The 26,555-nt window shown below is 59.3% G+C and carries 22 protein-coding genes and 2 pseudogenes; 10 read left to right on the top strand and 14 right to left on the bottom strand.

Annotated features, from left to right (window positions below):
* Positions 1 to 13: 13 nt before the first annotated feature.
* Positions 14 to 5,602, bottom strand: a complete 5,589-nt coding sequence (locus NKI41_RS17910) for a DUF3320 domain-containing protein (protein ID WP_352684284.1) — start codon at positions 5,600 to 5,602, stop codon at positions 14 to 16.
* 538 nt (positions 5,603 to 6,140) lie between these two features.
* Between NKI41_RS17910 and NKI41_RS17905 the strand changes: the two genes are divergently transcribed.
* Entirely contained in the window at positions 6,141 to 6,587 is a 447-nt protein-coding gene (locus NKI41_RS17905; RefSeq protein WP_352684282.1) for a thermonuclease family protein, read from the top strand.
* A 54-nt stretch (positions 6,588 to 6,641) separates the two neighbouring features.
* Here NKI41_RS17905 and NKI41_RS17900 read toward each other — a convergent pair whose 3' ends face one another.
* Positions 6,642 to 6,875, bottom strand: coding sequence for a hypothetical protein (locus NKI41_RS17900; protein ID WP_352684280.1), 234 nt, complete (start codon positions 6,873 to 6,875; stop codon positions 6,642 to 6,644).
* A 2-nt stretch (positions 6,876 to 6,877) separates the two neighbouring features.
* Positions 6,878 to 7,624: pseudogene (gene tnpC, locus NKI41_RS17895) on the bottom strand (IS66 family transposase); the annotation flags it as partial.
* Between tnpC and NKI41_RS17890 the strand changes: the two are divergent.
* Entirely contained in the window at positions 7,513 to 7,749 is a 237-nt protein-coding gene (locus NKI41_RS17890; RefSeq protein WP_352684352.1) for an excalibur calcium-binding domain-containing protein, read from the top strand. The pseudogene tnpC and the gene NKI41_RS17890 sit on opposite strands and share 112 nt — an antisense overlap.
* A 29-nt stretch (positions 7,750 to 7,778) precedes the next feature.
* On the opposite strand, the gene NKI41_RS17885 is transcribed toward NKI41_RS17890, so the two are convergent.
* The 11 genes and pseudogenes from NKI41_RS17885 to hemP form a co-directional block, all read right to left on the bottom strand.
* Positions 7,779 to 8,660: a hypothetical protein gene (locus NKI41_RS17885; RefSeq protein ID WP_352491527.1), complete on the bottom strand. Its 882-nt coding sequence runs from the start codon at positions 8,658 to 8,660 to the stop codon at positions 7,779 to 7,781.
* 126 nt (positions 8,661 to 8,786) lie between these two features.
* A pseudogene (locus NKI41_RS17880) lies at positions 8,787 to 8,933 on the bottom strand (DUF4236 domain-containing protein); the annotation flags it as partial.
* Positions 8,934 to 8,991: 58 nt separating this feature from the next.
* Entirely contained in the window at positions 8,992 to 10,032 is a 1,041-nt protein-coding gene (locus NKI41_RS17875) for an OmpA family protein (RefSeq protein ID WP_352684278.1), read from the bottom strand.
* Positions 10,029 to 11,342: a methyl-accepting chemotaxis protein gene (locus tag NKI41_RS17870; protein WP_352516048.1), complete on the bottom strand. Its 1,314-nt coding sequence runs from the start codon at positions 11,340 to 11,342 to the stop codon at positions 10,029 to 10,031. The genes NKI41_RS17875 and NKI41_RS17870 overlap by 4 nt, the downstream gene beginning before the upstream one ends.
* Complete coding sequence (locus tag NKI41_RS17865) at positions 11,342 to 12,160, bottom strand: hypothetical protein (RefSeq protein WP_352516049.1); 819 nt, start codon at positions 12,158 to 12,160, stop codon at positions 11,342 to 11,344. The genes NKI41_RS17870 and NKI41_RS17865 overlap by 1 nt, the downstream gene beginning before the upstream one ends.
* The gene (locus tag NKI41_RS17860; protein ID WP_352684350.1) at positions 12,153 to 13,586 is read right to left on the bottom strand and encodes a hypothetical protein; all 1,434 of its coding nucleotides are present in this window, start codon (positions 13,584 to 13,586) and stop codon (positions 12,153 to 12,155) included. Before NKI41_RS17860 ends, NKI41_RS17865 begins: the two co-directional genes overlap by 8 nt.
* Positions 13,587 to 14,443: 857 nt before the next feature.
* The gene (locus NKI41_RS17855) at positions 14,444 to 15,055 is read right to left on the bottom strand and encodes a nitrogen fixation protein NifQ (RefSeq protein WP_352491520.1); all 612 of its coding nucleotides are present in this window, start codon (positions 15,053 to 15,055) and stop codon (positions 14,444 to 14,446) included.
* Between the two features lie 323 nt (positions 15,056 to 15,378).
* Positions 15,379 to 15,579, bottom strand: a complete 201-nt coding sequence (locus NKI41_RS17850; protein WP_352491466.1) for a ferredoxin — start codon at positions 15,577 to 15,579, stop codon at positions 15,379 to 15,381.
* A 40-nt stretch (positions 15,580 to 15,619) separates the two neighbouring features.
* On the bottom strand, positions 15,620 to 16,837 hold the full coding sequence (locus NKI41_RS17845; protein ID WP_352684275.1) for a cytochrome P450: 1,218 nt from the start codon (positions 16,835 to 16,837) through the stop codon (positions 15,620 to 15,622).
* Between the two features lie 846 nt (positions 16,838 to 17,683).
* Positions 17,684 to 18,751, bottom strand: a complete 1,068-nt coding sequence (locus NKI41_RS17840) for a hemin-degrading factor (RefSeq protein ID WP_352684273.1) — start codon at positions 18,749 to 18,751, stop codon at positions 17,684 to 17,686.
* Between the two features lie 32 nt (positions 18,752 to 18,783).
* Positions 18,784 to 18,888, bottom strand: coding sequence for a hemin uptake protein HemP (gene hemP, locus NKI41_RS17835; RefSeq protein ID WP_023678236.1), 105 nt, complete (start codon positions 18,886 to 18,888; stop codon positions 18,784 to 18,786).
* Positions 18,889 to 19,477: 589 nt separating this feature from the next.
* Here hemP and NKI41_RS17830 point away from each other — a divergent pair.
* The 8 genes from NKI41_RS17830 to NKI41_RS17795 all read left to right on the top strand — a co-directional run bounded on the left by NKI41_RS17830 (position 19,478) and on the right by NKI41_RS17795 (position 26,544).
* Complete coding sequence (locus tag NKI41_RS17830; RefSeq protein ID WP_023678237.1) at positions 19,478 to 19,798, top strand: HesB/IscA family protein; 321 nt, start codon at positions 19,478 to 19,480, stop codon at positions 19,796 to 19,798.
* Between the two features lie 264 nt (positions 19,799 to 20,062).
* Positions 20,063 to 20,308, top strand: coding sequence for a NifU family protein (locus NKI41_RS17825; protein ID WP_352491468.1), 246 nt, complete (start codon positions 20,063 to 20,065; stop codon positions 20,306 to 20,308).
* On the top strand, positions 20,259 to 21,476 hold the full coding sequence (nifS, locus tag NKI41_RS17820; RefSeq protein WP_352684271.1) for a cysteine desulfurase NifS: 1,218 nt from the start codon (positions 20,259 to 20,261) through the stop codon (positions 21,474 to 21,476). The genes NKI41_RS17825 and nifS overlap by 50 nt, the downstream gene beginning before the upstream one ends.
* Positions 21,473 to 22,681 carry a homocitrate synthase gene (gene nifV / locus NKI41_RS17815; protein ID WP_352684269.1) on the top strand — a complete coding sequence of 403 codons (1,209 nt, stop codon included), beginning with the start codon at positions 21,473 to 21,475 and terminating at the stop codon, positions 22,679 to 22,681. The genes nifS and nifV overlap by 4 nt, the downstream gene beginning before the upstream one ends.
* Positions 22,678 to 23,058 (top strand): nitrogenase stabilizing/protective protein NifW, encoded by a 381-nt coding sequence (gene nifW, locus NKI41_RS17810; protein WP_352684267.1) that lies wholly within the window; start codon positions 22,678 to 22,680, stop codon positions 23,056 to 23,058. Before nifV ends, nifW begins: the two co-directional genes overlap by 4 nt.
* Positions 23,059 to 23,247: 189 nt before the next feature.
* The gene (locus NKI41_RS17805) at positions 23,248 to 24,099 is read left to right on the top strand and encodes an electron transfer flavoprotein subunit beta/FixA family protein (RefSeq protein ID WP_352684265.1); all 852 of its coding nucleotides are present in this window, start codon (positions 23,248 to 23,250) and stop codon (positions 24,097 to 24,099) included.
* Positions 24,100 to 24,117: 18 nt separating this feature from the next.
* Entirely contained in the window at positions 24,118 to 25,227 is a 1,110-nt protein-coding gene (locus tag NKI41_RS17800; RefSeq protein WP_352684263.1) for an electron transfer flavoprotein subunit alpha/FixB family protein, read from the top strand.
* A gap of 9 nt (positions 25,228 to 25,236) precedes the next feature.
* A complete protein-coding gene (locus tag NKI41_RS17795) occupies positions 25,237 to 26,544 on the top strand; it encodes an FAD-binding protein (RefSeq protein WP_023678244.1) in 1,308 nt (435 codons plus the stop codon).
* Positions 26,545 to 26,555 lie beyond the last annotated feature (11 nt).

Genomic DNA, 26,555 nt, shown 5'->3' with positions numbered 1-26,555 from the left:
CTGCAACGCCCCATTACACTTCGGCTAATTTCTCGCTCGTGGAGTCGCCGACCACCAACAAGCCGTCTTGGGACCGTAACAATCCCTTGGCAACTGAATCGGCGACCGCGGCCGAAATCAGCTGCTTCAATTGTGCGCTTGTGGCTTTGAAGCCCAGCATCCTCGCAACGCCTGTGGCAATTTCTTCCTCTGTCGCACCGAGATTGGATTTCACGACTTCCATAGCGCCTTGGGCGACCTCGTCCTGCGCAATCATTTCGGGCTTGCGCAATCCAGCGGACACGACCCCACTGCGATCCCTGAGACGAACAGGAACACTTGGCTTGAAGCAGAAGTTGCCTCGACGGGCTACTGCACCACCTCTCTGTGCTATGCTTATCCCCCGCTCGATTGCATCCTGTATCCTGCCACCGGCCCGCTGCAGACCCCAGGCGTCCCGAATACGCGAAACTATTTCGTCGACATGGATTGGCGTTTCTGTAGCCACGACCTGCTCGACCAGTCCGGCCATGATTCCGCTGGGCGTCTCGTGGAGTTCGAACGATCCCGGTCGCTTTAGTTCGGCCTCTTCGTAGGCTCGATTGGGTGTCTCGGATCCGTTTGTGCTTTCGAGACCGATTTCCGTCACGTTGCCTCTGTCAACCGTAACAACCTGCACGGCTACAGCTCGATTTCTCTGGACCCCCAATTCGGCCCGCTCATCGAGTTCCTTTCTGGCAGCCTCAATCGCTATTATGGTTCGCTCCAGCTGCTCACGAGGTCGTTGGAACCAGTCAGCGCTCCAGATCCGATGAATAATCCAACCATGGTCTTCCAGAACAGATTGCCGTAGCCGGTCACGATCTCTGGCAGAGCGAGATGAATGATATTCCGCGCCATCGCATTCGATGCCAAGAATATAGCGGCCTGGCCTCTCTGGATCCGCAACAGCGAGGTCGATGAAGAAGCCGGCAATGCCTACCTGAGCATGAACCTGATAACCCTTTTCGATCAGGGCGTTGGCTACCTGTTCTTCAAAGATTGAATCCATTTCGCGAACCGTGGCTTGGGCAAGCGAAATTCGCCCTGTTCTCGCGTAGTGCAAGAAGAGCTTGAAGGCGAAGATGCCTTTCCCTTTGCCACGCTCCAGGTCGATGTCCTCGTCTGTGATGGACGCGAATACTTCGCAGTTGCGCTTGGCGCGGCTTATGAGGACGTTGAGCCGACGCTCGCCGCCTTCCGCGCCAAGAGGGCCGAAACGCATGGCCATGTATCCCTGCGCATTCTTGGCATACCCCACCGAGATCATGATCACGTCGCGCTCATCGCCTTGAACATTTTCGAGGTTCTTGACGAAGAATGGCTCGCTTGGATGAGCGTGAAAGAATTCCTCGGTGTCGGGATTTAGTCGCCGCAGCGCTTCGAGTTCATCTTGGATCGCGCGGCGTTGGCTAACCGAAAATGTTGCAACGCCTAGAGTCTCTTGCGGGTTCACCTTCGCATGACGGATGATCGCTTCGGCTACAGCTCTCGCCTCTACCGGATTGGTTCCTGTGCCACCGGAATCGAAGACCCCCTCCGGCACATGATGAAACCGCAATCCCATACCTGCCTCTTGGGTATAAGGGCTTGGCACGATGAAAAGCCGGTTCTCGTAGAACTGGCTGTTCGATACTGCGATTAGAGATTGGTGACGGCTACGGTAGTGCCAGCGGAGCATACGCTGCGGCAAGCCGCGGGCCGTGAACAGGCCGAGGATGCTTTCAATGTCGGCGACCTGCGCGCCCTCACCCTCGTCATCGTCAGACTGCGAGCCTGTCATCTTCGCGAAGAAGGTCGTGGGTGGAAGTTGGCGTTCGTCGCCAACAACGACCACCTGATTGGCCCTGGCGATCGAGCCAAGCGCGTCCACGGGTTGTATCTGAGACGCCTCGTCCATCACGAGCAGATCGAAGGACATCCGGCCGGGCGACAGGAATTGCGCCACCGAAAGCGGGCTCATCATGAACACTGGCTTCAGTGCCTGGATGGCAGGGCCTGCCTTCTGCATCAATTGCCGGATGGGCATGTGGCCTCGTCTGCGCGCCATCTCAGAACGAAGCAGTCCGACAGGTCCAGCTCCGCCGTCTCTTGAAGGAATTTTCCGGTGATGAGCCGTTACAACTTCGATGGCGCCGGCCTTGATGCGCCGGCGGTCCAGATCTGCGAAGTCACGTACAGCCCTCGAATGCAGTTCTCCGTCGAACCTTGCCAGCTCCGGCTCATCGGTCGCCATCGCTAGAAACATTCGCTCGTAGTAGGCCATATCAAAAACTGATCGCGCCGATCCTGTTGTGATCTCGCCGTTGGCCAGGCCGTCTATCAACTGTCCCAGTCCGGCCTTGCGCGCTGTTTCAGACCGCTCTTCATAGGCAACCCATTTCGAGAGCTGCTCCTGATGATCGAGCCAACCCTCAAGTCGAGAAACGACCTCGCCTATCGCGACGTCCGGAAAATCGTCTACTCCAAACAACGAGGAAGCATCGGCTTTCAAATTGCTTGAAAGCGCCTTCAATTCCTGCGCTGCCGCTTGGGTCGCTTCACGTGCTGAACGAGCCGAGTTTGCGATCGCGATTCTTTCAGGCAACCGCGCAGCCAGATGTCGGATCGAGCCATTTTCTTTCAGCCAAAGCTCGGCTTGCGTGAGAGCGGCCCAATCGGATCCTCGACCCTGCCACGACGAGCCGAATGCGAACTTGCCAAGGCTTTCCCCGGCATCGATCTCTTGAGCAAGCGCTTGTAGTCTGCCTAGTCGGCGCAGTAACTCCACCCGCTCAGTGATCAGATCCGGAGCGTCAGTCAGAACCTGTCGTGACGCATCATCGGCTTGAGCTACAGTGCTCGCCTTCGCTTCCATCAGTTGCAGCGAGGCCCGCTCGGCGGAAGCCACGTCGCCTAGCATGGATGACGCGAGGTGCCCGAGATCGTTCCAGAAACCCTCGATAATCGGCCGACCGATTTCGATGACCTTGCGAACTCGCGCTGCACGCGCGCCGGCCTCGGTGCGTTCCGCCATCCGGCCGGCGATAATCCGAGGTTCGGAGCCCAGCCCCCGTAAAGTGCGCATCCATTCCACTAGCGCCAGCAGTGGCACAGATGGCGATCGCTCCCCACGCCAATCTGCCCCGAAGGCGGAACGGCCAAAAGCGTCGCCTTCGCGGACTCTTGCTGCGGCAGCCTGACCCTTCATCAACAGGTCGAGGAGACCAACTATCTGCGTCGCAGGCGCGCTGGGGTCGACCACAATAGTCCGCACAAGTGCAGTGGCGCGACGGTAGTCGCCGTTCAATGCTTTCAATATCCCGGTGTGTGTGGCGAGCGCTTGCCGCGCCGCGGCCACGTCGGTACTCCACGCGGCATCAACAACCTTGCCCTGAAGCTCGGCTCTGGCAGTCTCTAGCGTCGCTACGCTATCGGCAAGGTCGCCTGCCTGTTCCAGCCCAGAGTCCCAAACGGTGGCTGCGAATGCCTCAGGGCTCGCATCGGGGGCTGCCGCAACTCTCTCGCCAGTCACCACTAACCTGAGAAGTCCTGCAAGCGTGTCCGGTAGGACCGTAGACCCCAGTTCTTGATTTAGCCGCTCAGCTTCTTCCTGCAAGCGTGGCAGCAACACGGTTAGTTGGCGCGCACGATGGAAACCATCTTTCGGAAATTCCGAGGGAAGCTTTGCAAGCTCTGTCTCGAGACCTTCAATTGGCGTGTCGATAGCCATCGTCGCCAACTGCTCTGAAAGTTCCTCGGACTTGCGGGCGAAATCCGTTCCTGACCAGAGAAGCGATGAAGTGTCTTTCGGACGCTCATCCCATACCGGCGAGACGAGCGCCTCGGCAGGAAGCCCAGGCGCAGACGCAAGAAGTTCAGCGCGATCTTCTATCTCACCGCTGTCGCTGAGAATTTGCGGAGGCTCGGCCTCGATCCGCTCAGCAATATCGACCAGTTTGGCGTGCAGCGCCTTGGCTTGATCCAGCAACGCCGCGATGCGTGGGACGAGCCTCTCAATGGTCGTTGGAAGAACGACATCCAGGCCAACTCCCCTCCATGGGTGGTGGATGGGCAAGCCGATCTCGTTGATCCGTTGAGAGACCTCATCGAGCAATTTGCGACGTTGCGAAACGCCATCATTTGTCCAGCTTGTGGCGTCCGTAAGTTCGATGTCCACGGGTTTCTGACCGGCCTGCCTTAGGCGGGTCAGCTGACCTAGAACCTGATAAGCGGTGAGTTCGGAGGCTCCATACGGAACATGCATCCTTGTAGCATGTGCATTGAGTTTATCCCTAGCCTCCAGCAGGCGTTCAGTAAGAGAAGAAGCCAGCTGTCCGCGAGGCGATCCGAGTTGCCAGGTGCGCCGCAACTCCTCCAGCATCATGCGCTTGTTTGCCTTGTTGCTATGGAGCTCGAGGCAGGCGTCGCCCACCCCCGCAGTGTCAAGCCGTCGCTTCACGACCTCAAGTGCGGCCATTTTTTCCGCAACGAACAGCACGGTCTTTCCGTCGGCAACGGCCGACCCGATAATGTTCGCGATCGTCTGCGATTTTCCTGTCCCGGGAGGACCTTGGATAACGAGGTCGCGACCCTTTCTTGCATCATGGATCGCCAGCGTCTGAGAACTGTCACTGTCGACGATATGCAACATTTCGGCAGGCGCAATATGCGAATCAATCGCAATGTCGTCCGACATCAGCGGTTCGCGTGTTTCGAAACCATCTGAAAGAAGCGAGCGGATCTTCGGTTGTTCGATAATCTTTGCGCCATCCGGCCAGAGATCCGGATCCAGGTCACGGTACATCAAGAACTTAGCGAACGAGAAGAAGCCGAGCACCATATCATCGGCAAGCACCTGCCAACCCTCTTTGGTCGACACTGCTTCGGCAACGGCATCGAGATAGGCCGAGACGTCGAAGTCGTCTCCTACTTCAAAACGCGGCAGGGCGAGCTTGTGGATACGGTCGAGATAGAGTTCCAAGGAGAGGTTTGCGGTAAGATCTTCCGGACGAGCTCGCAGCCGAAACTTTTCTCCAGCGGCCCCTCGCTCAAGCCGTACCGGCACCAAAATGAGAGGAGCCTGACGGTTGTTTTCTTTGTTGTTCGGGTCAATCCACTTCAGCATGCCAAGGGCCAGAAAGAGGATATTGACGCCCTGCTCTTCCTCAAGTGTGCGGGCATCGTGGTAGAGATCAAGGAGCCGGCGCTGCAGCCCCGTTGGGGTCATCCTCGTCTGAAGCTTGGTGTCAGAATGTCGCGCAGATACCCCTCTATCGTCGAATCCTTCGTCCTCAGGCTGAGCAAGAGCAACGGGGGAATAGTCGATTTCCTCGTCTGGAGGGCTGCTTTCAACCTGGCCTGCCTTCGGCCGATCCGGCTTGCCGGCCAGGAAGGTAAAAGCCTTTCCTTCGCTCACCAGCAATCGATAGATCTCAGACGACCTCTCGTCGACAATATCGATCGTCTTCGCGCTCTTTGAAAACCGTGGCACATTCAAAAGTCGGTTGCGAGCAGAAAGGTCGAGCAATTCCATCCTGGCTCGCTCGAGCTTTTCCTTTAAAGGCAGATCGCTTTGGAAGACCGATTTTTCAACTTCCGACACTCACACCCCCCTGATAGGCTGGACACATAGAGCCTACACAAGGGCTGTCCGCAACATAAAATGCTCGTTTTTCAACTTCGAATGGCTGCCACCAACACTTCAATCGTTTTAGCATTGTGAGCACCGCGGCTTAGTGGAAAAATTGCGGATGTTTGTTTAATGTTCCGGACACTTCGCATCCCCACCTTGATCTCGAGGTTCCCTTTCGGACAAAATGCCATCATACCTCTGGACGAGGTGTTGGCAGCTCTGGCATCTGCCTCGCCGGCCACGACCAACTGGCGCACAAGCCGACTTCTTTTTCAATCGGCCCTCCCAATTGCATTCCGAGAAAACTTGTAGGCTCCAGCGCGGAAAGATGGTCGTGTTCACGAAAAGGGCAACTACAAAGTCGTGACTTCGGGCTGATCTGCGAAGGCACCATGGTGTTCAAAGCGCCGAACTACAAGGCAAACCAGCGCCAGCGAAAAAGGCGCCTACGAAGCGTGCAGAGGCACGTTAGAAATCATGCAGCCTGCGTTTCGCAAAGGATCGGAAATTGAATAACAATCGCTATTCTCATCGTCGCCGCGCGCGACCAAGGCGCGGCGCGGAACCAATCGTCCGCAGACGTTTCTTTCCAGATGTGCCCTTGCCTCTGATCCTGGTGATCGTGGTGGCCTTGGCTGCTTACGCGACCCACTATTTTACAGGCTCGGGCGACCAGTTACGTGGTCTGGATATAGCAAACTCGACCGGGTCGAGACCGGCGCCGATTGTAGGCATAGCATCGGTGATTGATGGAGACACGATAGAGATCCACGGGCAGCGCGTCCGCTTCAACGGCATCGATGCACCCGAAAGCCGCCAATACTGCAATGACGCTAGCGCACATCAATACCCCTGCGGGCGCCAGGCGGCCGAAGCACTGGCGAATTTCCTTGCGGCTTCGCAGCCTGTCCAATGCACATTTGTTTCATGGGATCGGTACGTACCCATCCGGTGAAGACCGCAGACGTGTATCCGGCGGCCATGAGGACCTGAGCACCGCGGTGCCGGGTCAAGTTTTTGATGGGGAGACGCGATGATATTCTTCGAGGAGGAGTTCGATCTCCTCGATGCCTTCATCGGTGAAGGCCAAGATCCCGTCGTCATCGTTGGCGCCGTAGACCCAGATGACGCCGTCCTCGGGCTCGAGACCGAGCGTCAGGTCCTGGATGAGCGCTTCGCTGACGCCGAGGTCCCTGGCGACACGTTCAACGGTGTAGACGTGATGCACCTTATTGCGCTGCATGATCAGGCCGCCGCTGATTGGGTCCGCAGTTGTGCGAATCTCCAATTCCACGGCAGCAAATCATCGATCCGATGGGCTGGGTGGGCTGCGATGCGCGCCAGGATATCGGCGAGCCAGGCCTGAGGGTCGATATCGTTCATCTTGGCGCTGACGATCAGGCTGTAGAGAACGGCAGCGCGCTGTCCGCCGCGATCGGAACCGCAGAACAGCCAGGACTTTCTGCCGAGAGCGATGCCGCGCAGGGCTCGCTCGGCTGCATTGTTCGATAGGCAGATCCGCCCGTCGTCGAGGAACCGGGCGAAGGATGACCAGCGGCGCAGCATGTAGTTGAAGGCCTTGGTCAGATCATGTCCGCGCGAGAGCTTGTCGCGCGTCTCGATCATCCAGGTCTCGAGCTCCGCGACCAGCGGCAGGCTCCGCTCCTGGCGCACGGCGTGGCGTTGGGCCGGCGACAGGCCGTTGATCTCGCGCTCGATATCGAACAGGGCATCGATGCGCTTCACGGCTTCAACCGCGAGCGGATAGACCAGGTTGGGCTTCTCGCCGTGCGCCTTCTTGCGCGCCGCCGCCTCGATATCGGCTAGCTCGAACACTTTGCGCCGGCTGTGAGCCCAACAGCTGGCTTCCAGAATAGGCGCTGGCTGACGGGCCGCCGTATAGAGATCGCCATAACCACCAAAGGCATCGGCCTGCAGAATGCCGCTCCAGCCGGCGAGATGCGCCGCGGGATGTTCGCCTCGGCGATCGCGAACCTCGCCGCTTTTGCACGGAGATTTCATCTTGCGAAGAAGCGCGTTGGTATCTCGCCAACTGCTCATGGGGGAGCAAGTTGGATCGAGATAGCGATGGGATTCCATGCGAAGGCGTTTGCTGACCTGGCCATGCTTTGAGCCATCGCCACTATCAGTCCCTTGAGTGCGCGTTCAGCGTTATGGATTGGCGGTCGGAGCTTCGATGCAATTGCGCGAGTGCCGATAGAGCCTGGCAAAAGGGCTGGCTGACGTTTGTCTTGGAAAATTCCACCAGCTCGTTAAGTCCGGACGGGCTAGAAAACCGCAACGCTTCGTAGCGGCAGACAGGGATCTGCCGATTGTCTTTGAAACGCTTGTCGGGCCCGCCGTTTTTGTTTGGGTGAGCCCAAGTGTAGCTCACGATCTCCGCATCAGATGGAACTTTGCCGGTCTCGATAAAATTACTCGGGGCGAATTGGGTCTGCAGATCGGCATATCCGACTGCGCCGTATCGGTTTCCGTCCTTCACCAGCACTAGGTCAGGCATGAAGAAGAGCACCTGCCGACCCACATGGATTGAAGGCGGAGTAACGTTGCTGCGCACAACCTTCGGCAAGGAGCTTTCAAGTGTCGTGGGCTTTTTATCGACCAGCATGCTGGCCCCGGCATTTCGCTTCCAAGCCGTCAGATCCTCTATCTTGCCGCCGGCAGCGACATGCCATCTCCCGCCGCAGCCGGTGAGAGTTTCGAACGCGCCGACAAGTCGCCCGTAGGCGGCCTCCGCGTCTTTTTCCAAATCGTAATAGAGCACGCTTACCCGGCGGTAGCTGTCAAACCATTTGCCAATGAGCATACCCGGCACAAAGGCACCGATGCCCAGCACCGGTGCGGCACCTCCGAGCTTGGTCCCCACAAGGAAACCTGCAATCCCGAACAGAACCGCGAGTGCTACGGACAGCCGCGTCTGCGATTGCCTAGCATTGATTTCATCGAGTACATTGGCAAATGTCTCGTCACGCATCTCCACCACATCGCGGGACTCGATTTCCCTCATTACGACGCCGTCAGAGACGTACTCCGGGGGCGAGGATTGTGGACGGGGTTGCGGCGCAGATCGGGTTTGAGAGAGCTGTACTACCTTCTTGGCGCTAGCCTTGCCTAAAGTGCCACGATAGTAGAGCCCACCGACGCCGGCGTGGATGTAGTGACCTCGTGGCCCAGTGCCGATGCGGAGGCCCTTCACGCCAACGGAAGCGCCAACCCCGCCGGACGAAAAGTTAAAGCGGAATGGTCCCGCACTGATCGATTTTCGAACGTAAAACCCCATAGCCCAATCCCCCAACTCAACTGCCGTACCGGCTAAGGCGCCAGTCTCTCGTCCCCATTCATGGCTTGGCGCCACCAACCGGCGCCAATTTTGATCGCTGCCTCACCCTAATCTCGATGCGCCTTCGAGCCCGCACATCGCCCATCTGCGCTCCGTCGGTGAGATGATCGCCGGGCAGGATGAGCTGACCACCTGACATCGGCAAAATCGTAAACCCCTTTAATGCGGGCATGTCACTGAGCACACTCGTGACTGAAATCGCGCGCGCCAGACCAAGGCCGGCATTGTCGGCGGGATGGAGTGAGCCGATTTCCACTTTCCCTGACAAAACCGGTTGGAGCCCTTTGTCCATGTTGGAGGATTCGCCCGCCATTGCCTGTTCGTCCGTGTGTCCAATCACCTCAATCACGTCGACACCGTAAGAGGTCGCAGTGCCGGCGATTGTCTTCGCAAGATCGCGCAACTTTGTTTTGAACGGATCCGAAAGCTCTGCGCTTCCGGTATCGAAATTATAGCCATCCAGTTCGCTGAGACTAATGATCGGCGGCCAATCGTGAGGTTTTGCTGCTTGCGTCGGCTCTGCAGCCTTCTTGAGCACATCAGCCAGATCCTGCAGCCCTTTGTCGGTGCCGATGTAACCAAATTCTTTCAAGACCTTCGCCGCATCTATCATGGCCTTGGCCTGATCAACGCTTATGTCGTTGTCCGCAAGGACCTTCGCGACAGGGGCATTTCGCACGACCTCCTCCAGGGAAATACCTGCTTCCTTGACCGACTTAACAGCATCCTTGGCCAGGACCAGCTCGCGCCATTCTTCGTCGGGAACGGTTCCTCCGCTCGCGGGCTGAAACACCGCTTTTATCTGAGCCAGAAGCCGCTTGTTTTCGGCTTCGAGCCTCTGCACGTTTTCCTTGTTTGATTGAGTGGCTCGCAGCGCCTCATCGGTCTCTTTCTGCTTTTTCGTGATGATAGCACCGGCTGCTAGCAGCAGGCAGAACACCAAAAGCAGCATCGTCTCGGCCATGGTCAGGCCCAGTATCAAACCGCGGCCGTAACCCTTGCGCTCGAAGGCGACCGAAGTTCCGCCAGCGTCACTCACCTGCCCCACCAACTGGTTCGCTTCGGCGGTTCCGTTCGTTCGGCGGGAGGCTCGCTTCCCAGAGTTTGGAAAGCGTCTGGTTGGGGCTCAGGCTCGACCCTAATCGGTGCGCTCTCGACGGTGTCATTTGCGGCCAGATCTGCCAGTGGCTGTTCGATCGCGATAGGAGCGTTGAGAGGGGGAACAGGCCTCGGCGCGTGGAGGCTTCTTCCTGCCAAGGTTGCGACAAGGTCTCCGGTGTCCTTGCTTTGCTTTTGCACCACTGCAGCAAGCGCCTGGGTCAAGCGCTGTTGCGCTTGGACACTCTCCGCTGTTTGCTCTGCGGCTGCCACAGCCCTTTCCACACCTGCGGCCACTTTAGCCACAGCATCAACGATGCCCGCCATGCGGGCTTGCTGTTCCTGCGAAGCCGTCTCTGTTTTGACAGCATATTGGGCGACCGCGCTGCCAAGGAGTTTCACCATCGGCGCCAGATCGTTCTTAAGGACCTCATCAGGGACGACAACCTTCTCTAACTTGGTGGCTACGCTGTCGGCCTGTTCACCCAGTCTGCCAACTGAAGAGGACATTGAGCTGTTGGCCTTGTCGAGCAGATCGGCTGCCGCCTCGACGCGCTGTGCGATCGACGAGAACTGACTTTCGATCTGCCCAAAATTATCGCTCAAAGCATTGCTGAGCTTTCCCGAGGCCTCTTGAACCGGTTTGATCGATTCCATCGCGATTTTATCTAGCGCCGATCTTATGTGCTCTCCGTTCCGCTCCGCTTGAACGGCAATTTCGGCAAAACCCTCCTCCAACATCTGATTGCTGACGCGGCGAAAGTCAGCGAATTCCCTGGTTACACTTTCCATCTCAGCTCTTACACGACGCGTCATATCGGCGAGTTCGTGCCTGGCCGTCCGTTCGATGTCGGCAGGATCGCGGCGCATCTGATTGTAAAAGATCCGCAGAGCAATGCCCGTGATCGTCGACGTCACCGCGATACCAAAGTTCCTCACGATTGTGTCGGTGGATCCTTCGGAACCAAACTGAAACAGCGATACGCCGAGACTCGTCAACGTAAACAGGAAACCCATGTAGTAGAGATTGTCGCCAGTCTGCTCATCGTGGAGCCGCAGCTTGCCGGTGAAGACGGACGCGGCAAGATAGATGAGCATCAGGCATACCGGTGCGCTCGCCGCCATTATCGGGTCTACGCCCGACAGCTTGGCTATTGCGATGAACACACAGCCGCCCAGGGTTAGTGTCGCAAAGACGACAAGGGGCAGGCTCGGATGTCCCAAGAAGGACTCCCCTCGCTTCTTGGCCATCAGTTTAACCCCTCCAACCCTACCAGCTTCTCAAACTCGCCATGATGAGCTTGAACCCACCGGGTCCAGAACTCTGCATGTCCGAAAGAGCCAAATGGCTTCTTCGCCCTATCGACATAGAGTATCGTAACCCCCACGCCATCAAGCGATGTCCCGTAGGTCCTGTCGGCCGAACTATCAAGGTACTTCTGGTAATCGAGACCCGAACGATATTGTGAGTACAGCGCCGTATGTTCAATCATATCCGACACGACTATTATTCGCTTTGCGGTCTTCTCTTTCGCCAAACCGCTATCGAATAATGACAGTTTGATTTTTTGCATTCCGGCCATGATTGGAGATTGGCTAGCGGATTCTCCATTGGGAATCTGGTCGGGAAGCTTCGTCAGAGGATCCTCGAATGCATCTTCCCATTTCTTCTGCCGCCGGGACGGATTGTTCGTCCAGCTGTCGACCGTCGAGCCATCGCCCGGGTTGCATCCATCAAACATCACAGTCAGGTCGCCGGGGGTCGGGCCCAGCGTCAATATCCTCAGATAGCCGCCGGGCTCGACGCGCCCAATGGTCTTACGGAATTCATTCTTCAAATCGGCCATGGTTATTGGCGAAATCGGGTCGGTGGCGTCGATCAAGACCGCCGTCAGGCTTACAGGACCGGCCAACGGGCAATTCGTGCTGGCGTCGATTTGGTCCTTCCCGGATCTCGACCACATCCAAACAAAACCGGCCAGCATCGCAGCCGACAGCACGGCCAATCCAACTGCTGCCACAATGGTGCCGCCACTGCCATTCTTTCTTCTGCGGCCCCGCCTAGCCATTCACGCTGTCCGGATGAAGCTTGTCGAGATCTCGGTACTGTTCGATCCCCCGCTCGCATTCCAGCCCGATGAGCCGCACCTGAGCGTTGAGTTCTTCCTGCGCGTCACGAATTGAGGCGCCCAGGTCCTTCTCGCTCCATTCATCGTCGGACGATATCAGGGGTTTTATGCGCTCGAGTCTGTAGGGCGTGGCAAAATGTTTTGGCGCTGGCTCTGTGCGGGCCTGGATATTGGCCTCCCTGTACTTTGCGAGAAGCTGGTTGCAGGCTCGCTCCAGCTGGTCTTGATGCTGCACAAAGAGCGTCAGCAGCCTCGACCGATGATCGATGATCGCCCGATGCTCCCTGCGTCTGCTCCCCAGCCGCTTGACGATGTCCTCCACCTTCTCGTTGTGCTCATCGCGCACCTCTTGCAGAGCCTCGATGAGCTCGCTCTTGCGCTCGATGTAGTCTTCCCTGCGAGCGACCAATCTGTTTTCGACACCCGCATAGCCTGGGTATGGGTCGAGAACGAACCAGCCGTCGATAAATGCAAAAATCGAAAACATGAGACCGATGCCGAACAGAAGCCAGGATTTCACATCCATAAGGCCGGCCGGATTGGCGAGCATGCTGCGCACAACCTCGACACCGGCTCCGTTCACAAAGGACCCGCTGACCTCGCGGTAATGTGCAAGCGCTAGGTTTATGGTCAATGCCAAGCCGATGTATGCCACTATCGACAACGCGCCGATCACCTTCACGAAAAACGATCTGTGAGTCACCAGGCGTGCACAGAATATTGCGAAAAGCAGAGCGGCGCCGATGTTCAAAAACGAGAACGCGGCGGCTTCGAGGAGTCCGCCAAAAAATCCCTGGTCATTTCCCTTGGCAAGGAAATTTCCGTTCATCGCCGTTTCAATCAGAAACAGGAAAATCAGCAAGGAAATTCGGAAAACGTAGGCTGCTCCGTGCTGAATCCTAACGGCGCGGACAAGCCCGTGCTTCTGTTTGAACCAGGCGTGCTCCTTCTCCGCGTCGTTGAGCGATTTTCGCAATCCGTGAAGTTCGTCCAGGCCTACCGCGATCGAGGCCTTGAAATCAGAAACACTGGCGGCGTTCGCCTGACGGATCAGACCAAATTGCTCTTCAAAGTCGAGGCCCGCCAAACGTCCGGAGAGAAGCTGCAGGCTATCCTCGAGGGTGTGGTGTGCCGCCTTTTTTTCGTCCTCGACCCTCTCGATGACTGCATGCTCAACGTCGTCGAAATTCTTGGCCGCCTTCGGAGGTTGGTTCGCCTCGCCCCGCTGCTTTCCGCGATCTCCAAGATCCATTTCGCGATCAATTTTCGCGACATCCAAGCTATTGAACAATTGGGTGCTGGCGCGGAAATCGTGATTTGCCTCTAGCAGTGACTCTCGCAGTTTATTTAGCTTTTCGAATTTTATTCCCACAGCACCGCACCCAGATTTTGTACCTCTGCCCGCACAAATGGCTTCTATGCACAGTAGAAGCAAAGGGCAACTGCGTCTTCGCAACTCTGCGGTCCACTGCTCACGAGACGATCGTCTGATGTAAAAATGACCACGATAGCTGCCGTGGCAAGCGGGCTTGGGCGAATGAATAGGCCAGGCAGCATACTCTTCTCCGCCGGGCTTTGTGGCGAAGGAACTGAAGATCACGCCAACGAGCTGATAAAATCGACTCCAGAGGCGTTTGCGCAGTAGCAGAAGCGCGCGCCCTATTTGGCTGGGACTAGACTGCCGACCCCAATGTCCGCCGTCCTGTGAAACCGGCTACGACCTCGATTGCTTCGTCGGCGACGTTGATTCGTTTGAGGCCAACAGAATTAGTCTTGAGCTTGATCGCCAACTTTTCTGCATCCTTCAACCGGGCCAACTGCTGCTCCAACTGGGCTTGCAGCTTTGCAATTTCCGGTTCAGGTCGAAAGTCGCCTTCTCTTCGAGCGCCTTTCTTATCGGCCCGCTGAAAATCGGTCGAAGTCTGGCGTTACCAGGTATAATGCTGACGTCAACAATGGACGCTTCGATATACCCGTCCACGTGGCCAGTTCCGTTCGTTCTTGCCGACTGGTTCTGCTGGGCGCAGTTATTTATGGCGCCTTGCTTGCCGCAGGGGCTATTCGCAGGTCGCGGCCAGTCATCTTGCCCAGGAGGCCGAAAAGAGGGCTATCGCTGCCGAAATGGCCGTCTCAACGATGGCGTCCGTCGAGATTTGACAACAGACATATGGCGCGGCGGCGCGAGCGCTGACGCTGTACGACTGACGCAAGCGGCTCTCAATCCTAGGCGTTGTCCTTGGTCCGTGTGAGGCGGCTTTCGCCTTCATCCGGGCCGAAGCAGCTTTCGAAATCATTGCAGTCCCGGCAACTGGGGGCGCTGCACAGCGAAAAACCTTCGGCCTCGCAGAGCTTTCGGTAAAAGTATTTTTTCCATTTCATGTTTTGGGTGTTGCCGGCCGCCAGCGTCGGAAAATGCGAGGCGAGCAGGCGGCCGAGGTCGGTTCGATTAAAAAGGCCAAGGTCCTGCCAGAGGTGGTCATTGCGCATCGCACGCCGGGCGATGATCTTGGCGAAGCGGGCGCTCGCCGGGTCGCCATGTCGGGCATGCGCCAGCAGCAGTCCATGCAGAAGTTCTTCTTCCAGATCCGGCTCGGGCTCGCTCACCTCTTTCAAGGCAAACGCGTTGATAGGAAAAGCAGGGAAACAGCGGACCAGGACATCGCGCAACTCGGCGCGCGAAAGTCCGGTTGCCTCCGTCGCCGTCGCCTCGCCGGCCTCGATCTCCTCGAGCGCACGTGAAAGCACACAGGCAAGCACATGCTGGTCGAACCTCCTCTCCAGCTCGATGTGCGGCCATTGGCCGGTGCTGAGCCGGGCATAATGTTGGGCAAATATGGTGCGTTCTCCTGGTTTCGTCCTATCAAATCATGCAGAGACCCGGCCTGCCGCAACATGGGTCGGGCAGTTCTTCGGTATGGCACTCCGGGTCGCCTCGCGTCGAGTAGTTCGGCAATTCTCGTCTGGTCCGTCGGCTCTGACGCAAATTCTGTGATTGGAAGAGGTGTTCGCGAACCCCTGCCCTGCCGTTTGCGCCTCACGGGGAACACTGGCGCCGGAAATGCCCCTGCAGAGTTGGACGTGAACCGTGCGGGACAGAGGTCGCGTGCTGAGTGCGGCCACATGGTTCAAGCCCGCCAGACTCTCGGTTGAATGAGTCCTCAAAGCGCGCAGCGGGTGAGTTCCAGCGCACGTTCAGGACAGGATCGCGCGCCCCGCGATGCAGGCAGTTCCTCCCCTTCCGCAACTTCAATGTCACCGGGCAGGATGTAGCCCTCGTCATCAAGCTTGAAGATGTCCGGCGCTTGCGCCGCGCATCGCGCGTGACCCTGGCATTTGGCCTTTTGGACGATGATGCGCATTGCGCTGCCTCCATTGTCTGTGCCCCGGGTCGGGGCGGGCCTAAGACCAGTCCAGGATCAAATTTTCGATCCCGAACACATGGCCGCCAGAGGTTATGGGTGCCGTACCCTGCTTGATCCTGAAAGCCGGGATGCGCGCCAACCACTCCTCCAGGCCAATGACAATCTCCCGCCGGGCAAGGTGTGAGCCAAGGCAACGGTGGGGACCATAGCCAAACGCTGCGTGGCGGTTGTCCTCCCGCTCCAAATCGATTGTGTTGGGGCATTCGAATTCCGCCGGGTCACGATTGGCAATCATCGTGGCGCAGGAAACATAGTCCCCCTTCCGGATCGGCGCGCCTTCGAAGTCGATATCTTTCGTAGCCACGCGGATCAACTGAATGGGCGGATAGGCCCGCAGCAATTCTTCGGTTGCGAGCGGGATGCGGTCCGGTTCGCTCCGCAGCAATTGCTGATCTTTGAGGTTGCGCGCGAGGTACGCCAAGTCAAAGCCTATAGCTGCTGCGACCGTGTCGAGCCCAGCGACGAAGACAAGCACGCCGATGCCGCGGACTTGGGTGTCCGTCAGCCGGCGGCCCTCGACCCGTGCCTGCACGATAAAGCTCATGAAATCGTCAACCGCCTCCTGGCGGCGCATGGCTGCAAGTTCGTCGATGAATGCCACGATCGTCCGGGCAGCCACAGGTCGTTCCTTATCGTCGCCGTGGAGCAGATCTTTCCCCCAGCCGACGAATGTATCGAGTCGGTCATCGGGCAACCCCAGAAAGCGAAGAAAGGTGCTCACCGCGAAAGGAAAGGCAAAATCCTTCATCACGTCGCAGCTTGTGCCCGACGCGGCGATCCTTTCGATCAGCTCGACCGCCCGTTCGCGGACAGCCGGTTCCAAAGCCAACACCCGCTTTGGCGAAAGCAGCGGATTGAGCAGTGAGCGAAAGACGCCATGGGCCGGTGGATCGAGCTCAAGCGGGATCGTCGGCCAGTTTTCACCCAGTATGGAGGAGAAGATGCTGCGATGGCTGGAAAAAGTCTCTGCGTCATGCAGCACCTTCCGCTGGTCCGCGGCACGGGTGATGACCCAGGTACCCCGGCCATCTTGCGTGTTGTAGCGGGAGTAAAAGATCGGAGGCCCGTCATGTACGCAAGCGACAGCTGCGTGTGGATCCCCGTTGGGTGTTGGTGGCATCCCTGGCGATGTAAACAGGCTGAAGTCCCTCACCATTTCGGGCGGGACATGATCTGGAACGGGGTTGGTCGCCATTTTGTTTTCTCTACATTGGCGTTCATGGCTCGATTGAGATTGCACCGCTGTTCATAAAGTCGATTTCCAGCATGGGCACGTCTCTTGTCGGGCGCCTTCTAGATTCTGTCGCCTGATACAGCCCACCTGCACCAGCGCGGATGAGATCGGTTGCGAAGTCGATCAGAAGGGGCATCTCCGCCGCGCTGCGGGCATGAAGCAAAGCCGCCGCTTATCCCCGTTAGGGTTGAGAGGCTGGTCAATCACCTCTGAGCTCCGTGACGCACTGCTGATGCCCTGCTGATCAAATTGTCGAAGCAAGTCGCGTGCCGGATAGGCGTACCCATGGCGCTGCACCAAGCAATGCCAGCCTGCACTAGGCCCGCCGCCGATGATCACCTGTCCATCATTCTTAGGACAACGTCCGACAACCGACATCCGTGGTCGGTTTTGTCGAGTCCGCGACATCGGGCTGTTCGGCTTGGCTGCTGCTGCACAGCCTTCCGGTCGACGAGCGAGGAGATCGCTCGCACGGCCCGGATTGAGCAACGACGCGATCCAGCGCAAGGTTCGGGTGCGGTCCGACAAGACCCGGCCGCGCTTCCGCTTCGGTTCGGCGCTGATGGCATTGTTGTAGCCGCTGCAAGGATTTCCGGTCAGACGAGCGATGCACTCGTGCGCAGCGATCCGGCCGGCGACGAGCCTGACTGTATCGATGCGGTCAATTCCGGCGTGCACACCTGACCGTGCGTATGCGCTAACACGGCAAGCTCTATCGCACATGGACCTATATTTCCTCGCGAGCCGCTGTCGGAACGTGGCGCCGAGCCCTATGGCGGCCGGTTCAATCCTACGGGCCTGCCGGCTCTACACATCCCTGTCGGTCGGACCGGGAACGCGTGGCAGACTCTCGGCCAGAAACCGCCAGTCGCTGCGCTCGCGTTCGCCTTCCTTGCGCGTGCCGAAGAACTGGATGATCATCTTGCCGTCGGCGCCATAGGCTTCAACGGACGTGACGTGACCGTCCCTCGTCGGCTTGCGCACGGCCCAGACCTCGCGGATGTGATGGGTCCTAAGATGCAGATGGAAGGTCTCGTCTAGCACATTGATCCGCGGCCCGATCTGCTTGACCGACTTGATCGGGCCGGAATGGATCTGGATGCAACCACGATTGCCGACAAAGCACATGATCGGCATCTCGTCTTCGGCCGCCTGTTGGAACAGGGCGCCAACGGCATCATTGTCGAGCAGCCAGGCGTAATCCTCGTCGGCCATACGCATCGCCTGGCAGCGGCTGAGCTTCAGTGTTTTCAACATATGGTAGAACTGATGCACGTCGCTCAGCCGGCTCCAGTGCTCGCGTAGGTCGTCGACCGTGGCGGTTTGGTCTGGACTCACTGCGTTATCGCGCGCCCCGCTCGCCTCGACCGATATGATCGGCTCCTGGTCGGAGGATACGAGCTCTGCCGCCAGATTCTGATAGGCGTGCAGGTTCGAGGCGGGCCTGAGATGTATTTTGTGCATCGCCTCGCCGGTGGCATCAAAGAATTGCAGGCTGCGGCGGATCTCGGCTCCCTCGCGCTTCTCGACGGCGAAGCCATACGCCCACGCTTTCGGGAAGATGCGCAGGTCGATCTCGTCGCCGAGCACCATGGCATGCGGGTTGCCGGTGACCACTTTGTTGTAGACGCCGATCTTTTGGTGCACGGCACTTTGGTTGCGGGTGACCGCCATCACCTCGCCGACCGCTTCGAGGCCGGTCAGCAGATCATCGACGCGCGGCTCGATGCGCACCGCGCCGTGACCACAATGCGCCGCGACCAATTCGGCTTCCGAAATGCCCAATCGAGCGGCGAGATCATGCTCCCGGATTTTCGGATTGTCTTCGCACGCCCGCCGGATTTCGTCCGGCGACGGTTTCTCGCGCTGGTCCATGTCTTACCCCTGCTTCCACCTACGTGTGAGGATCAGCTGCCCTGCCGGTGAATCTTCAGCCGATAGGGCGCGCCGTAATGCTCGACCCTGATCTGCTGCTGGCCCGTGAACAAAGTGTCGCTGGACAGCGTGCGCACGTCGTCGCACCCGCGCGAAAACCGGGGGTGCTGTCGGAGCGGCGAGACCCGAGTGATACGAGCAGGCACATGCCGATGGAATCCCATCGAGCCGGCCGGCGCCCACTGGGCGGTGGTGAGCGATTGTGGGTGTTGTCGCAATCGGCCAATCGGGCATTCGGATGCCACAGGCGGCGCTGCTTTGCCAAACAAAGCGTATCTGACCCAGTCCTGACATGTTGCTCCCTTGCTTCGCCCCATCGATCGCGAGGGCACCCACGACATGATTGTGGATCGGCAGTCTCTTGCCGCCTCGCCAAATGGAGCTTCAAAAACCGTGCCAATTGCGCCGAAGCAAGCTCAGAAGAAGTCTTCTGTAATGGTCATTGGTTTAATGTGAGTTCAGCCAAGAACTCAGGCCTAACATCCCCCGTGGCGGACCCGACAAACCCGACAGTACGTGTCGGTTGGCCGACACCTTCGCAGCAATGGACTCACAAGAACCACCGCAGGGTCAGAGATGCCGCGCTGTATTGAAACATTTTTTCGCTTTGGCACGGTGCATGCAACGTGATGCGCAAGCAGGTCCCGGACTGAGGAGAATGGAGCCATGATTACGCTCACCGACAACGCTGTTGCCGCCATCAAGACTGCTCTTTCCCGCGCCAGCGAGCCGGCGGAAGGCTTTCGCATCATGGTCCAGGCCGGCGGCTGCGCCGGCTTCAAATACTTAATGGGCCTGGAGAGCGTGTCGCGCGAGGGCGACGCGATCACCGAGACAGATGGGATCAAGCTGTTCGTGGACGCGGGCTCCCAACCGCATGTCGCCGGCATGACCGTCGACTTCCTCACCGGGCTCGAATCTTCCGGCTTTGTCTTCGATAACCCCAACGCGCGCGAGAAGTGCGGCTGCGGCAAGTCCTTCAGTTGATCGCCCGAAGCGCCTGTGCGGGTCCATGAAGCGATTGCCGCCGACGGACTCATTTGCGGCAGAGGAGGCTTATATGGCCGGCACAACAGATGTCCCTGTCCTCAAGAACAAGGCAAGGTCGAAGCCGATCTTGGGACCGGCAATCGCTTCAGGTAGGATGCAAAGAACGTCGCCTCCCGAAACAGTTCGGTTCCTGGTGGCACCCAAGCTGCTGGCGGCCAAATCGCGCCGCTGCGCCAAATTCGGCTTATCGATAGCGTTGTCGTGTTCGGGTGTCCTTGCCTGCGGGCTGACGGCGGCGACTGCGGACTTGTCCATGTCGACGCCGATCCGGTCTACGTCAAACTCTCGGGCGTCTGCGCCGGCTGCCAGTTCGGGCCCATCATCATCAACGGCATACGCCAGAGGCTCAATGAGGCGGTCGCGCGCTCGCGTCATTCCGGTCAACTGAGGATCGCACATGAAACCTGTCTACCTCGACAACAACGCAACCACACGGGTCGATCCTGAGGTCGTGCAAGCGATGTTGCCGTTCTTTAGGGATCAATTCGGCAACCCTTCGTCGGCGCACGCTCTTGGCGCCTCAGTCAGTGCGGCGGTGAGAAAGGCGCGGAGGCAGTTGCAAGCTCTGATCGGCGCGGAGTTCGACGATGAGATCACCTTCACCTCGGGTGGGACAGAAAGCGACAATGCAGCGCTTCTTTCGGCGCTCGAGGCGGCGCCCAACCGAACCGAGATCGTGACGTCGGCGGTCGAGCATCCCGCCGTGCTGACGCTCTGCGCGCATCTTGAGAAGACCCGCCGCGTCAAGGTGCACAGGATCCCGGTGGATTGCCGTGGCCGGCTCGACCTCGACGCCTATATGGCCGCCCTCACCCCACAGGTGGCAATCGTCTCGATAATGTGGGCGAACAATGAGACTGGTGTGATCTTCCCCGTGGCCAGGCTTGCCGAGTTGGCCAAGGAAGTGGGCGCCCTTTTCCATACCGATGCTGTGCAGGCGGTCGGCAAGCTTCCGATGAACCTGAAGTCGACCGCAATCGACATGCTGTCGCTCTCCGGCCACAAGCTGCACGGGCCGAAAGGGATCGGCGCGCTTTTCGTAAAACGTGGCGTCAATTTCCACTCGCTGATCAAGGGGGGCCACCAAGAACACAACCGGCGTGCTGGCACCGAGAATACGCCCGGCATAGTCGGGCTCGGCATGGCGGCCGAACTCGCCTTGAAATTCATGGACGACGAGACCACACGGGTAAAGTCGCTCCGCGACCGTTTAGAGGACGGGATTCTCCAGCGCATCCCAAGCACCTGTGTCACTGGTGATCCCCTGGAACGGTTGCCCAACACCGCAAACATCTCCTTCGAACATATCGAAAGTGATGGAATTCCACTCCTCCTCAGCCGCGTGGGCATCGCGTGTTCCTCCGGCTCTGCCTGCACCTCCGGCTCTCTGGAACCGAGCCATGTCCTGAGCGCGATGAAAACGCCACACGCGGCAGTCCGCTTCTCCTTGGCGCGGGACAACGGCGAAGCGGACGTCGACCGGGTGCTCGAGGTCATGCCGGCAATCGTGGAGAAGCTGCGTGGTTTTCCCAGTTCTGGGCCGGGTAAGCGAAGCTCCGAAGACGTTCAATCCGGTCTATGCCTGAGCGGCAGCAGAACCGGCTACCGTTCATGACCCGTCATGTCTTTCTCAACGATACGACCTTGCGCGATGGCGAGCAGGCGCCCGGCGTCGCCTTTACCACGACGGAAAAGCTGGAGATCGCCGAGTCTCTTGCGGCGGCCGGCGTCACAGAGATCGAGATCGGCACGCCGGTCATGGGCGCCGACGAGATCGAAACAATTCGCGCCGTGGTCGCGCGGTGTCTCCCGGTTCGGCTCATGGCCTGGTGCCGGATGACGTCGCTGGATCTCGATGCAGCGATCGAGAGCGGCGTCCACGCCGTCAATCTATCGCTGCCCGCGTCGGACATCCAACTTGCCGCCAAGCTCGGCCTCGATAAGGCGGGAGCGCTCCAGGTCATCGAGCATATGGTCAGGCGCGCAGCCGCCGCCGGCTTCTTCGTCGCGGTGGGCTGCGAGGATGCCTCGCGGGCCAATCGGGATCATCTCGCCCGCGTCATCGAGATGGCTGCACGCGCCGGCGCAAGCCGCGTCAGGCTAGCCGACACAGTCGGCGTTCTCGACCCGTTTTCGACCTTCGAACTTGTCGCCCAGCTCGTGGCGCAGTCTCCAATCGACCTTGAATTTCATGCGCACAACGATCTCGGACTTGCTGCCGCCAACACGCTGGCCGCGATCCGCGCAGGCGCGCGCCATGCCTCCGTCACCGTCCTGGGGCTCGGCGAGCGTGCGGGCAATGCCGCGCTGGAAGAGGTGGCCGCCGCGATGGCGGTCCTCGACGGCGCGGATACCGGCATCGAGCTGACCGCATTGCCCGACCTCGCCGCCCAGGTGGCTTGGGCCGCCCGCCGGCAGACCGCGGCCATTAAACCGGTCGTCGGCGCCGATGTTTTCACGCACGAATCCGGCATTCACGTCGCAGGGCTGCTGAAGGACTCGCGCACTTATCAGGGGCTCGATCCGGCTCTCGTCGGCCGCTGCCGGCGTATCGTCATCGGCAAGCATTCCGGCGCCACTGCGATTGCCCATGTGCTGAGCGAAAGCGGTCGCGATCTCGACCCGGATCTGGCAGCCGCGATGGTGGCCCGCGTCCGGCGCGAGGCGGCCGAGACCAAATCGACCGTCACTGCAACTCAACTGGTCGAGCTCTACGATGGAATGTGCAGCGAGGCATCCCTCGCGGAGCTGTGCGGGTCCAGGTCAGCCGTGCGCGAGCGCACCGACACCACAGTTTTCCGACCAGGGAGAATGCAATGAATTGTTCCGCTGACAGCCGCCCCATCGACGTCACCGACATCCTCGCACGACTGAAGCGCCTGTCGGCTGCGGAGGAGTTCTTTGCAGTCCTTGGCGTCTCCTATGACCCGAAAGTGCTGAATGTCTCGCGGCTCCACATCATGAAGCGCGTGGGCCAATACCTTGCCGAAGAAGATTTCTCCGGTCTGCCCGACCAGGTGATTGCCGCGCGGGTGCGGGGGACGCTCGAACGCGCTTACGAGGACTTCGCGATTTCCTCGCCGCTCACCCATCGGGTCTTCAAGGTGCTCAAAGACCACGATCCGAACAAACCTGCCACGCCGGGCCGCACCTTTGTCCCGTTCGACTCCGTACTGAAGCGGTTCGGACAGGAATGACCGCGACACGGGTTGCGACGCGACAATGTCGAGAAGCCGACAAATCCGGTCATCACCACGGCGCCCTCAGAAGCAACCAAGCGAAGTTCTAGGAATTGGGGGCAGCGCAAAACAGTTGGCACGAATGATGCAAACCAAGGAGATGAACCGCCAAGCCCGCATCCGGACAGGAGCCTGGAGAAACCGCCAATGCACATCGTAATCTGCATCAAGCAGGTGCCGGACTCGGCACAGATAAGGGTCCATCCGGTGACGAACACGATCATGCGCCAGGGTGTTCCGACTATCATCAACCCTTACGACCTGTTCGCCCTCGAAGAAGCCCTCAGACTGCGCGACGCCTATGGTGGCGAAGTCACCGTGCTCACTATGGGTCCGCCCATGGCAGAGGACGCGCTGCGCAAGGCGCTCGGTTACGGCGCCGACCGAGCGGTGCTCTTGACCGACCGCTATTTTGCCGGCTCCGACACGCTCGCGACCTCGTTCGCCCTTTCCCAGGCAATCGCGAAGGTTGGCGAGACGTTCGGCACGCCAGACCTCGTCTTCACCGGCAAGCAGACGATCGATGGCGACACCGCCCAGGTCGGGCCCGGCATCGCCAAGCGCCTCGGACTCCTGCAGTTGACCTATGTCGCGAAGATCGCCTCTGTTGACCTTGCTGCGCGCGAGATCAAGGTTGAGCGCCGCTCCGAAGGCGGCACACAGATGCTGAAGAGCAGGCTACCTTGCCTGATCACCATGCTGGAAGGCACAAACGAGATCCGCCGGGGCTCGATCCAGGACGCCCTGTGCGCCGCGCGCAGCCAGGTCTTGAAATGGAGTGCGGCCGACGCCGGCATTGAGGATCTCACCAAATGCGGCCTGCGCGGTTCACCGACGGTCGTCAAGCGCGTTTTCGCCCCTCCTGCGCGGGCGGAAAAGGCGGCAAAAATCGACACCGCCGAGATGGCTTTGCGCGATGTCGCTGACGAACTCATCACGGCAATCTTCACCCGCCAGCCGGCATTGGAACATGAGCTCGCCTTCAACGGCGGCGCGTGAGAGGGCAAGGATCAGACGATGTCGAACGCGAACCGAGAAACCCCTCGCCCTGCCGCCGGCCGTGCCGGCATAAAGAAGGAGCTGCCCGCGCATTTCAAGGACTACCGGCACGTTTGGGTTTTCATCGAGCTCGAACGCGGCCAGGTCCATCCCGTATCATTCGAACTGCTCGGCGAAGGCCGCAAGTTAGCAGACAAGCTTCAGGTCCAGCTTGCGGGCGTCGTGCTTGGACCGCCGGGAGAGGCCATCGGGAACGCCGTTGCCGAAGCGTTCGCTTATGGCGCCGACCTTGTCTACATCGTCGAGGCGCCGCTGCTCGCCGACTATCGGAACGAGCCATTCACCAAGGCGATGACGGATCTGGTCGATACCCACAAACCCGAGATCCTTCTTCTCGGCGCCACCACACTCGGCAGGGATCTTGCCGGCTCCGTGGCGACGACCTTGCAGACAGGGCTCACGGCCGACTGCACCGAACTCGATGTGGATACCGACGGTTCGCTCGCCGCCACCCGTCCGACTTTCGGCGGTTCCTTGTTGTGCACGATCTATACGCTCAATTTCCGCCCCCAGATGGCGACAGTGCGACCGAGGGTCATGCCCATGCCGCAGCGGGCGGATAAACCGGTCGGGCGTGTCATCCGGCACAAGCTCTCGGTAGCCGAGGACGAGATCGTTACCAAAATCCTCGGCTTCCTGCCGGATAGTCAGTCGGCAAAGGCAAATCTTGCCTATGCCGACGTCGTGGTTGCGGGAGGGCTCGGTCTAGGCGCGGCGGAAAACCTGCAGCTTGTGAAGAATCTCGCGCGAGCAATCGGCGGCGAGCACGGCTGTTCGCGCCCGTTGGTCCAGAAGGGCTGGATGCCAGCTGATCGGCAGATCGGCCAAACTGGCAAGACCATCCGGCCGAAGCTTTACATAGCGGCCGGGATTTCCGGCGCCGTCCAGCATCGGGTTGGCGTCGAGGGGGCGGATCTCATCGTGGCCATCAACACCGACCCGAACGCGCCGATTTTCGATTTCGCTCACCTCGGGATCGTCACCGACGCGATCCGCTTCCTGCCCGCACTGACGGAAGCCTTCACCCGGCGGCTGTCGCCCCACAGTCGCGACAAGCTTGCGAGCTAAGGGATGGACATGATTGAGGAACAATTCGACGCCATTGTTATTGGGGCCGGCATGTCCGGAAACGCAGCTGCTTACACCATGGCCAGCCACGGCCTGAAGGTGCTGCAGTTGGAGCGGGGTGAATATCCGGGCTCCAAGAATGTCCAGGGTGCCATCATGTACGCGAACATGCTGGAGAAGATCATCCCGGATTTCCGGGACGATGCGCCTCTCGAGCGCCATTTGGTTGAACAGCGGCTTTGGGTGATGGACGACACATCCCATACCGGGATTCACTATCGGTCGGACGACTTCAATGAGGCGAAGCCCAACCGCTACACGATCATCCGTGCCCAGTTCGATAAATGGTTTTCGCGTAAGGTGCGCGAGGCCGGCGCGACGGTTCTGTGCGAGACGACCGTGACGGAACTCATCCGTGACGCCAAGGACAGGGTGATCGGCGTCCGCACAGACCGGGCCGGCGGAGCCATCTACGCGGACGTGGTCGTCCTCGCAGAAGGCGTATGCGGACTGCTTGGCACGCGGGCCGGCCTGCGCGAGATGCCGAAGCCGCAAACCGTGGCGCTCGCCGTCAAGGAAATGCATTTCCTGCCCGAAGAGGTCATTGAGCAGCGGTTCGGCCTCAAAGGCGATGAAGGCTGCGTGATCGAGGCGGTGGGCACGACCTCCCGCAGCATGGCCGGGCTCGGCTTCCTCTACACCAACAAGGAGTCGATCTCACTGGGCATTGGCTGCCTCGTCTCCGATTTCGCCGCCATGGTCGAGAGCCCTTACGTCCTCCTCGACGCCTTAAAAACCCATCCTTCGATCCGGCCGCTGATTGCCGGCTCGGAAGTGAAAGAATATTCCGCGCATCTCATTCCCGAAGGCGGCTACAAGGCTATTCCGCAGCTCTTTGGCGACGGTTGGGTCGTGGTCGGCGATGCCGCGCAACTGAACAACGCCATTCACCGCGAGGGTTCGAACCTCGCCATGACCTCCGGCCGCATCGCGGCTGAGGCAATCATCGAGGTCAAGAGCCGCAACGGTCCTATGACCAAACGCAATCTCGCCCTTTACAAAGCCATGCTGGACAAGTCCTTCGTGGTCAAGGACCTAAGGAAATACAAAGACATGCCGGCCTTGCTCCACACCAATTCCTGCAATTACTTCACGGCTTATCCGCGGTTGATGTCGCAAGCCGCGCAGAACTTCATGCGTGTCGACGGCACGCCGAAGATCGAGAAGGAAAAGGCGACCACGGCGGCCTTCATCAAGGCGCGCTCGCGCTGGGGGCTGGTCAGCGACGCGGTCCGCCTTGCATTGGCGTGGCGCTGAGGGGAGACGAA

This window comes from Mesorhizobium sp. M0601 (assembly GCF_040320845.1).
Lineage (GTDB): Bacteria > Pseudomonadota > Alphaproteobacteria > Rhizobiales > Rhizobiaceae > Mesorhizobium.
Note: the sequence above shows the minus strand (reverse complement) of the source record. Positions and strands in the feature narration are given on the sequence as shown.

What these genes read in the sequence shown, in the direction of transcription:
- NKI41_RS17900 (WP_352684280.1), bottom strand. Translation starts at nt 6,875, where the DNA reads ATGCAGCGCAATAAGGTGCATCACGTCTACACCGTTGAACGTGTCGCC.
- NKI41_RS17885 (WP_352491527.1), bottom strand. Translation starts at nt 8,660, where the DNA reads ATGAGGGAAATCGAGTCCCGCGATGTGGTGGAGATGCGTGACGAGACA.
- NKI41_RS17870 (WP_352516048.1), bottom strand. Translation starts at nt 11,342, where the DNA reads ATGGCCAAGAAGCGAGGGGAGTCCTTCTTGGGACATCCGAGCCTGCCC.
- NKI41_RS17865 (WP_352516049.1), bottom strand. Translation starts at nt 12,160, where the DNA reads ATGGCTAGGCGGGGCCGCAGAAGAAAGAATGGCAGTGGCGGCACCATT.
- NKI41_RS17850 (WP_352491466.1), bottom strand. Translation starts at nt 15,579, where the DNA reads ATGCGCATCATCGTCCAAAAGGCCAAATGCCAGGGTCACGCGCGATGC.
- NKI41_RS17845 (WP_352684275.1), bottom strand. Translation starts at nt 16,837, where the DNA reads ATGGCGACCAACCCCGTTCCAGATCATGTCCCGCCCGAAATGGTGAGG.
- NKI41_RS17840 (WP_352684273.1), bottom strand. Translation starts at nt 18,751, where the DNA reads ATGGACCAGCGCGAGAAACCGTCGCCGGACGAAATCCGGCGGGCGTGC.
- NKI41_RS17830 (WP_023678237.1), top strand. Translation starts at nt 19,478, where the DNA reads ATGATTACGCTCACCGACAACGCTGTTGCCGCCATCAAGACTGCTCTT.
- nifS (WP_352684271.1), top strand. Translation starts at nt 20,259, where the DNA reads ATGAAACCTGTCTACCTCGACAACAACGCAACCACACGGGTCGATCCT.
- nifV (WP_352684269.1), top strand. Translation starts at nt 21,473, where the DNA reads ATGACCCGTCATGTCTTTCTCAACGATACGACCTTGCGCGATGGCGAG.
- nifW (WP_352684267.1), top strand. Translation starts at nt 22,678, where the DNA reads ATGAATTGTTCCGCTGACAGCCGCCCCATCGACGTCACCGACATCCTC.
- NKI41_RS17805 (WP_352684265.1), top strand. Translation starts at nt 23,248, where the DNA reads ATGCACATCGTAATCTGCATCAAGCAGGTGCCGGACTCGGCACAGATA.
- NKI41_RS17800 (WP_352684263.1), top strand. Translation starts at nt 24,118, where the DNA reads ATGTCGAACGCGAACCGAGAAACCCCTCGCCCTGCCGCCGGCCGTGCC.
- NKI41_RS17795 (WP_023678244.1), top strand. Translation starts at nt 25,237, where the DNA reads ATGATTGAGGAACAATTCGACGCCATTGTTATTGGGGCCGGCATGTCC.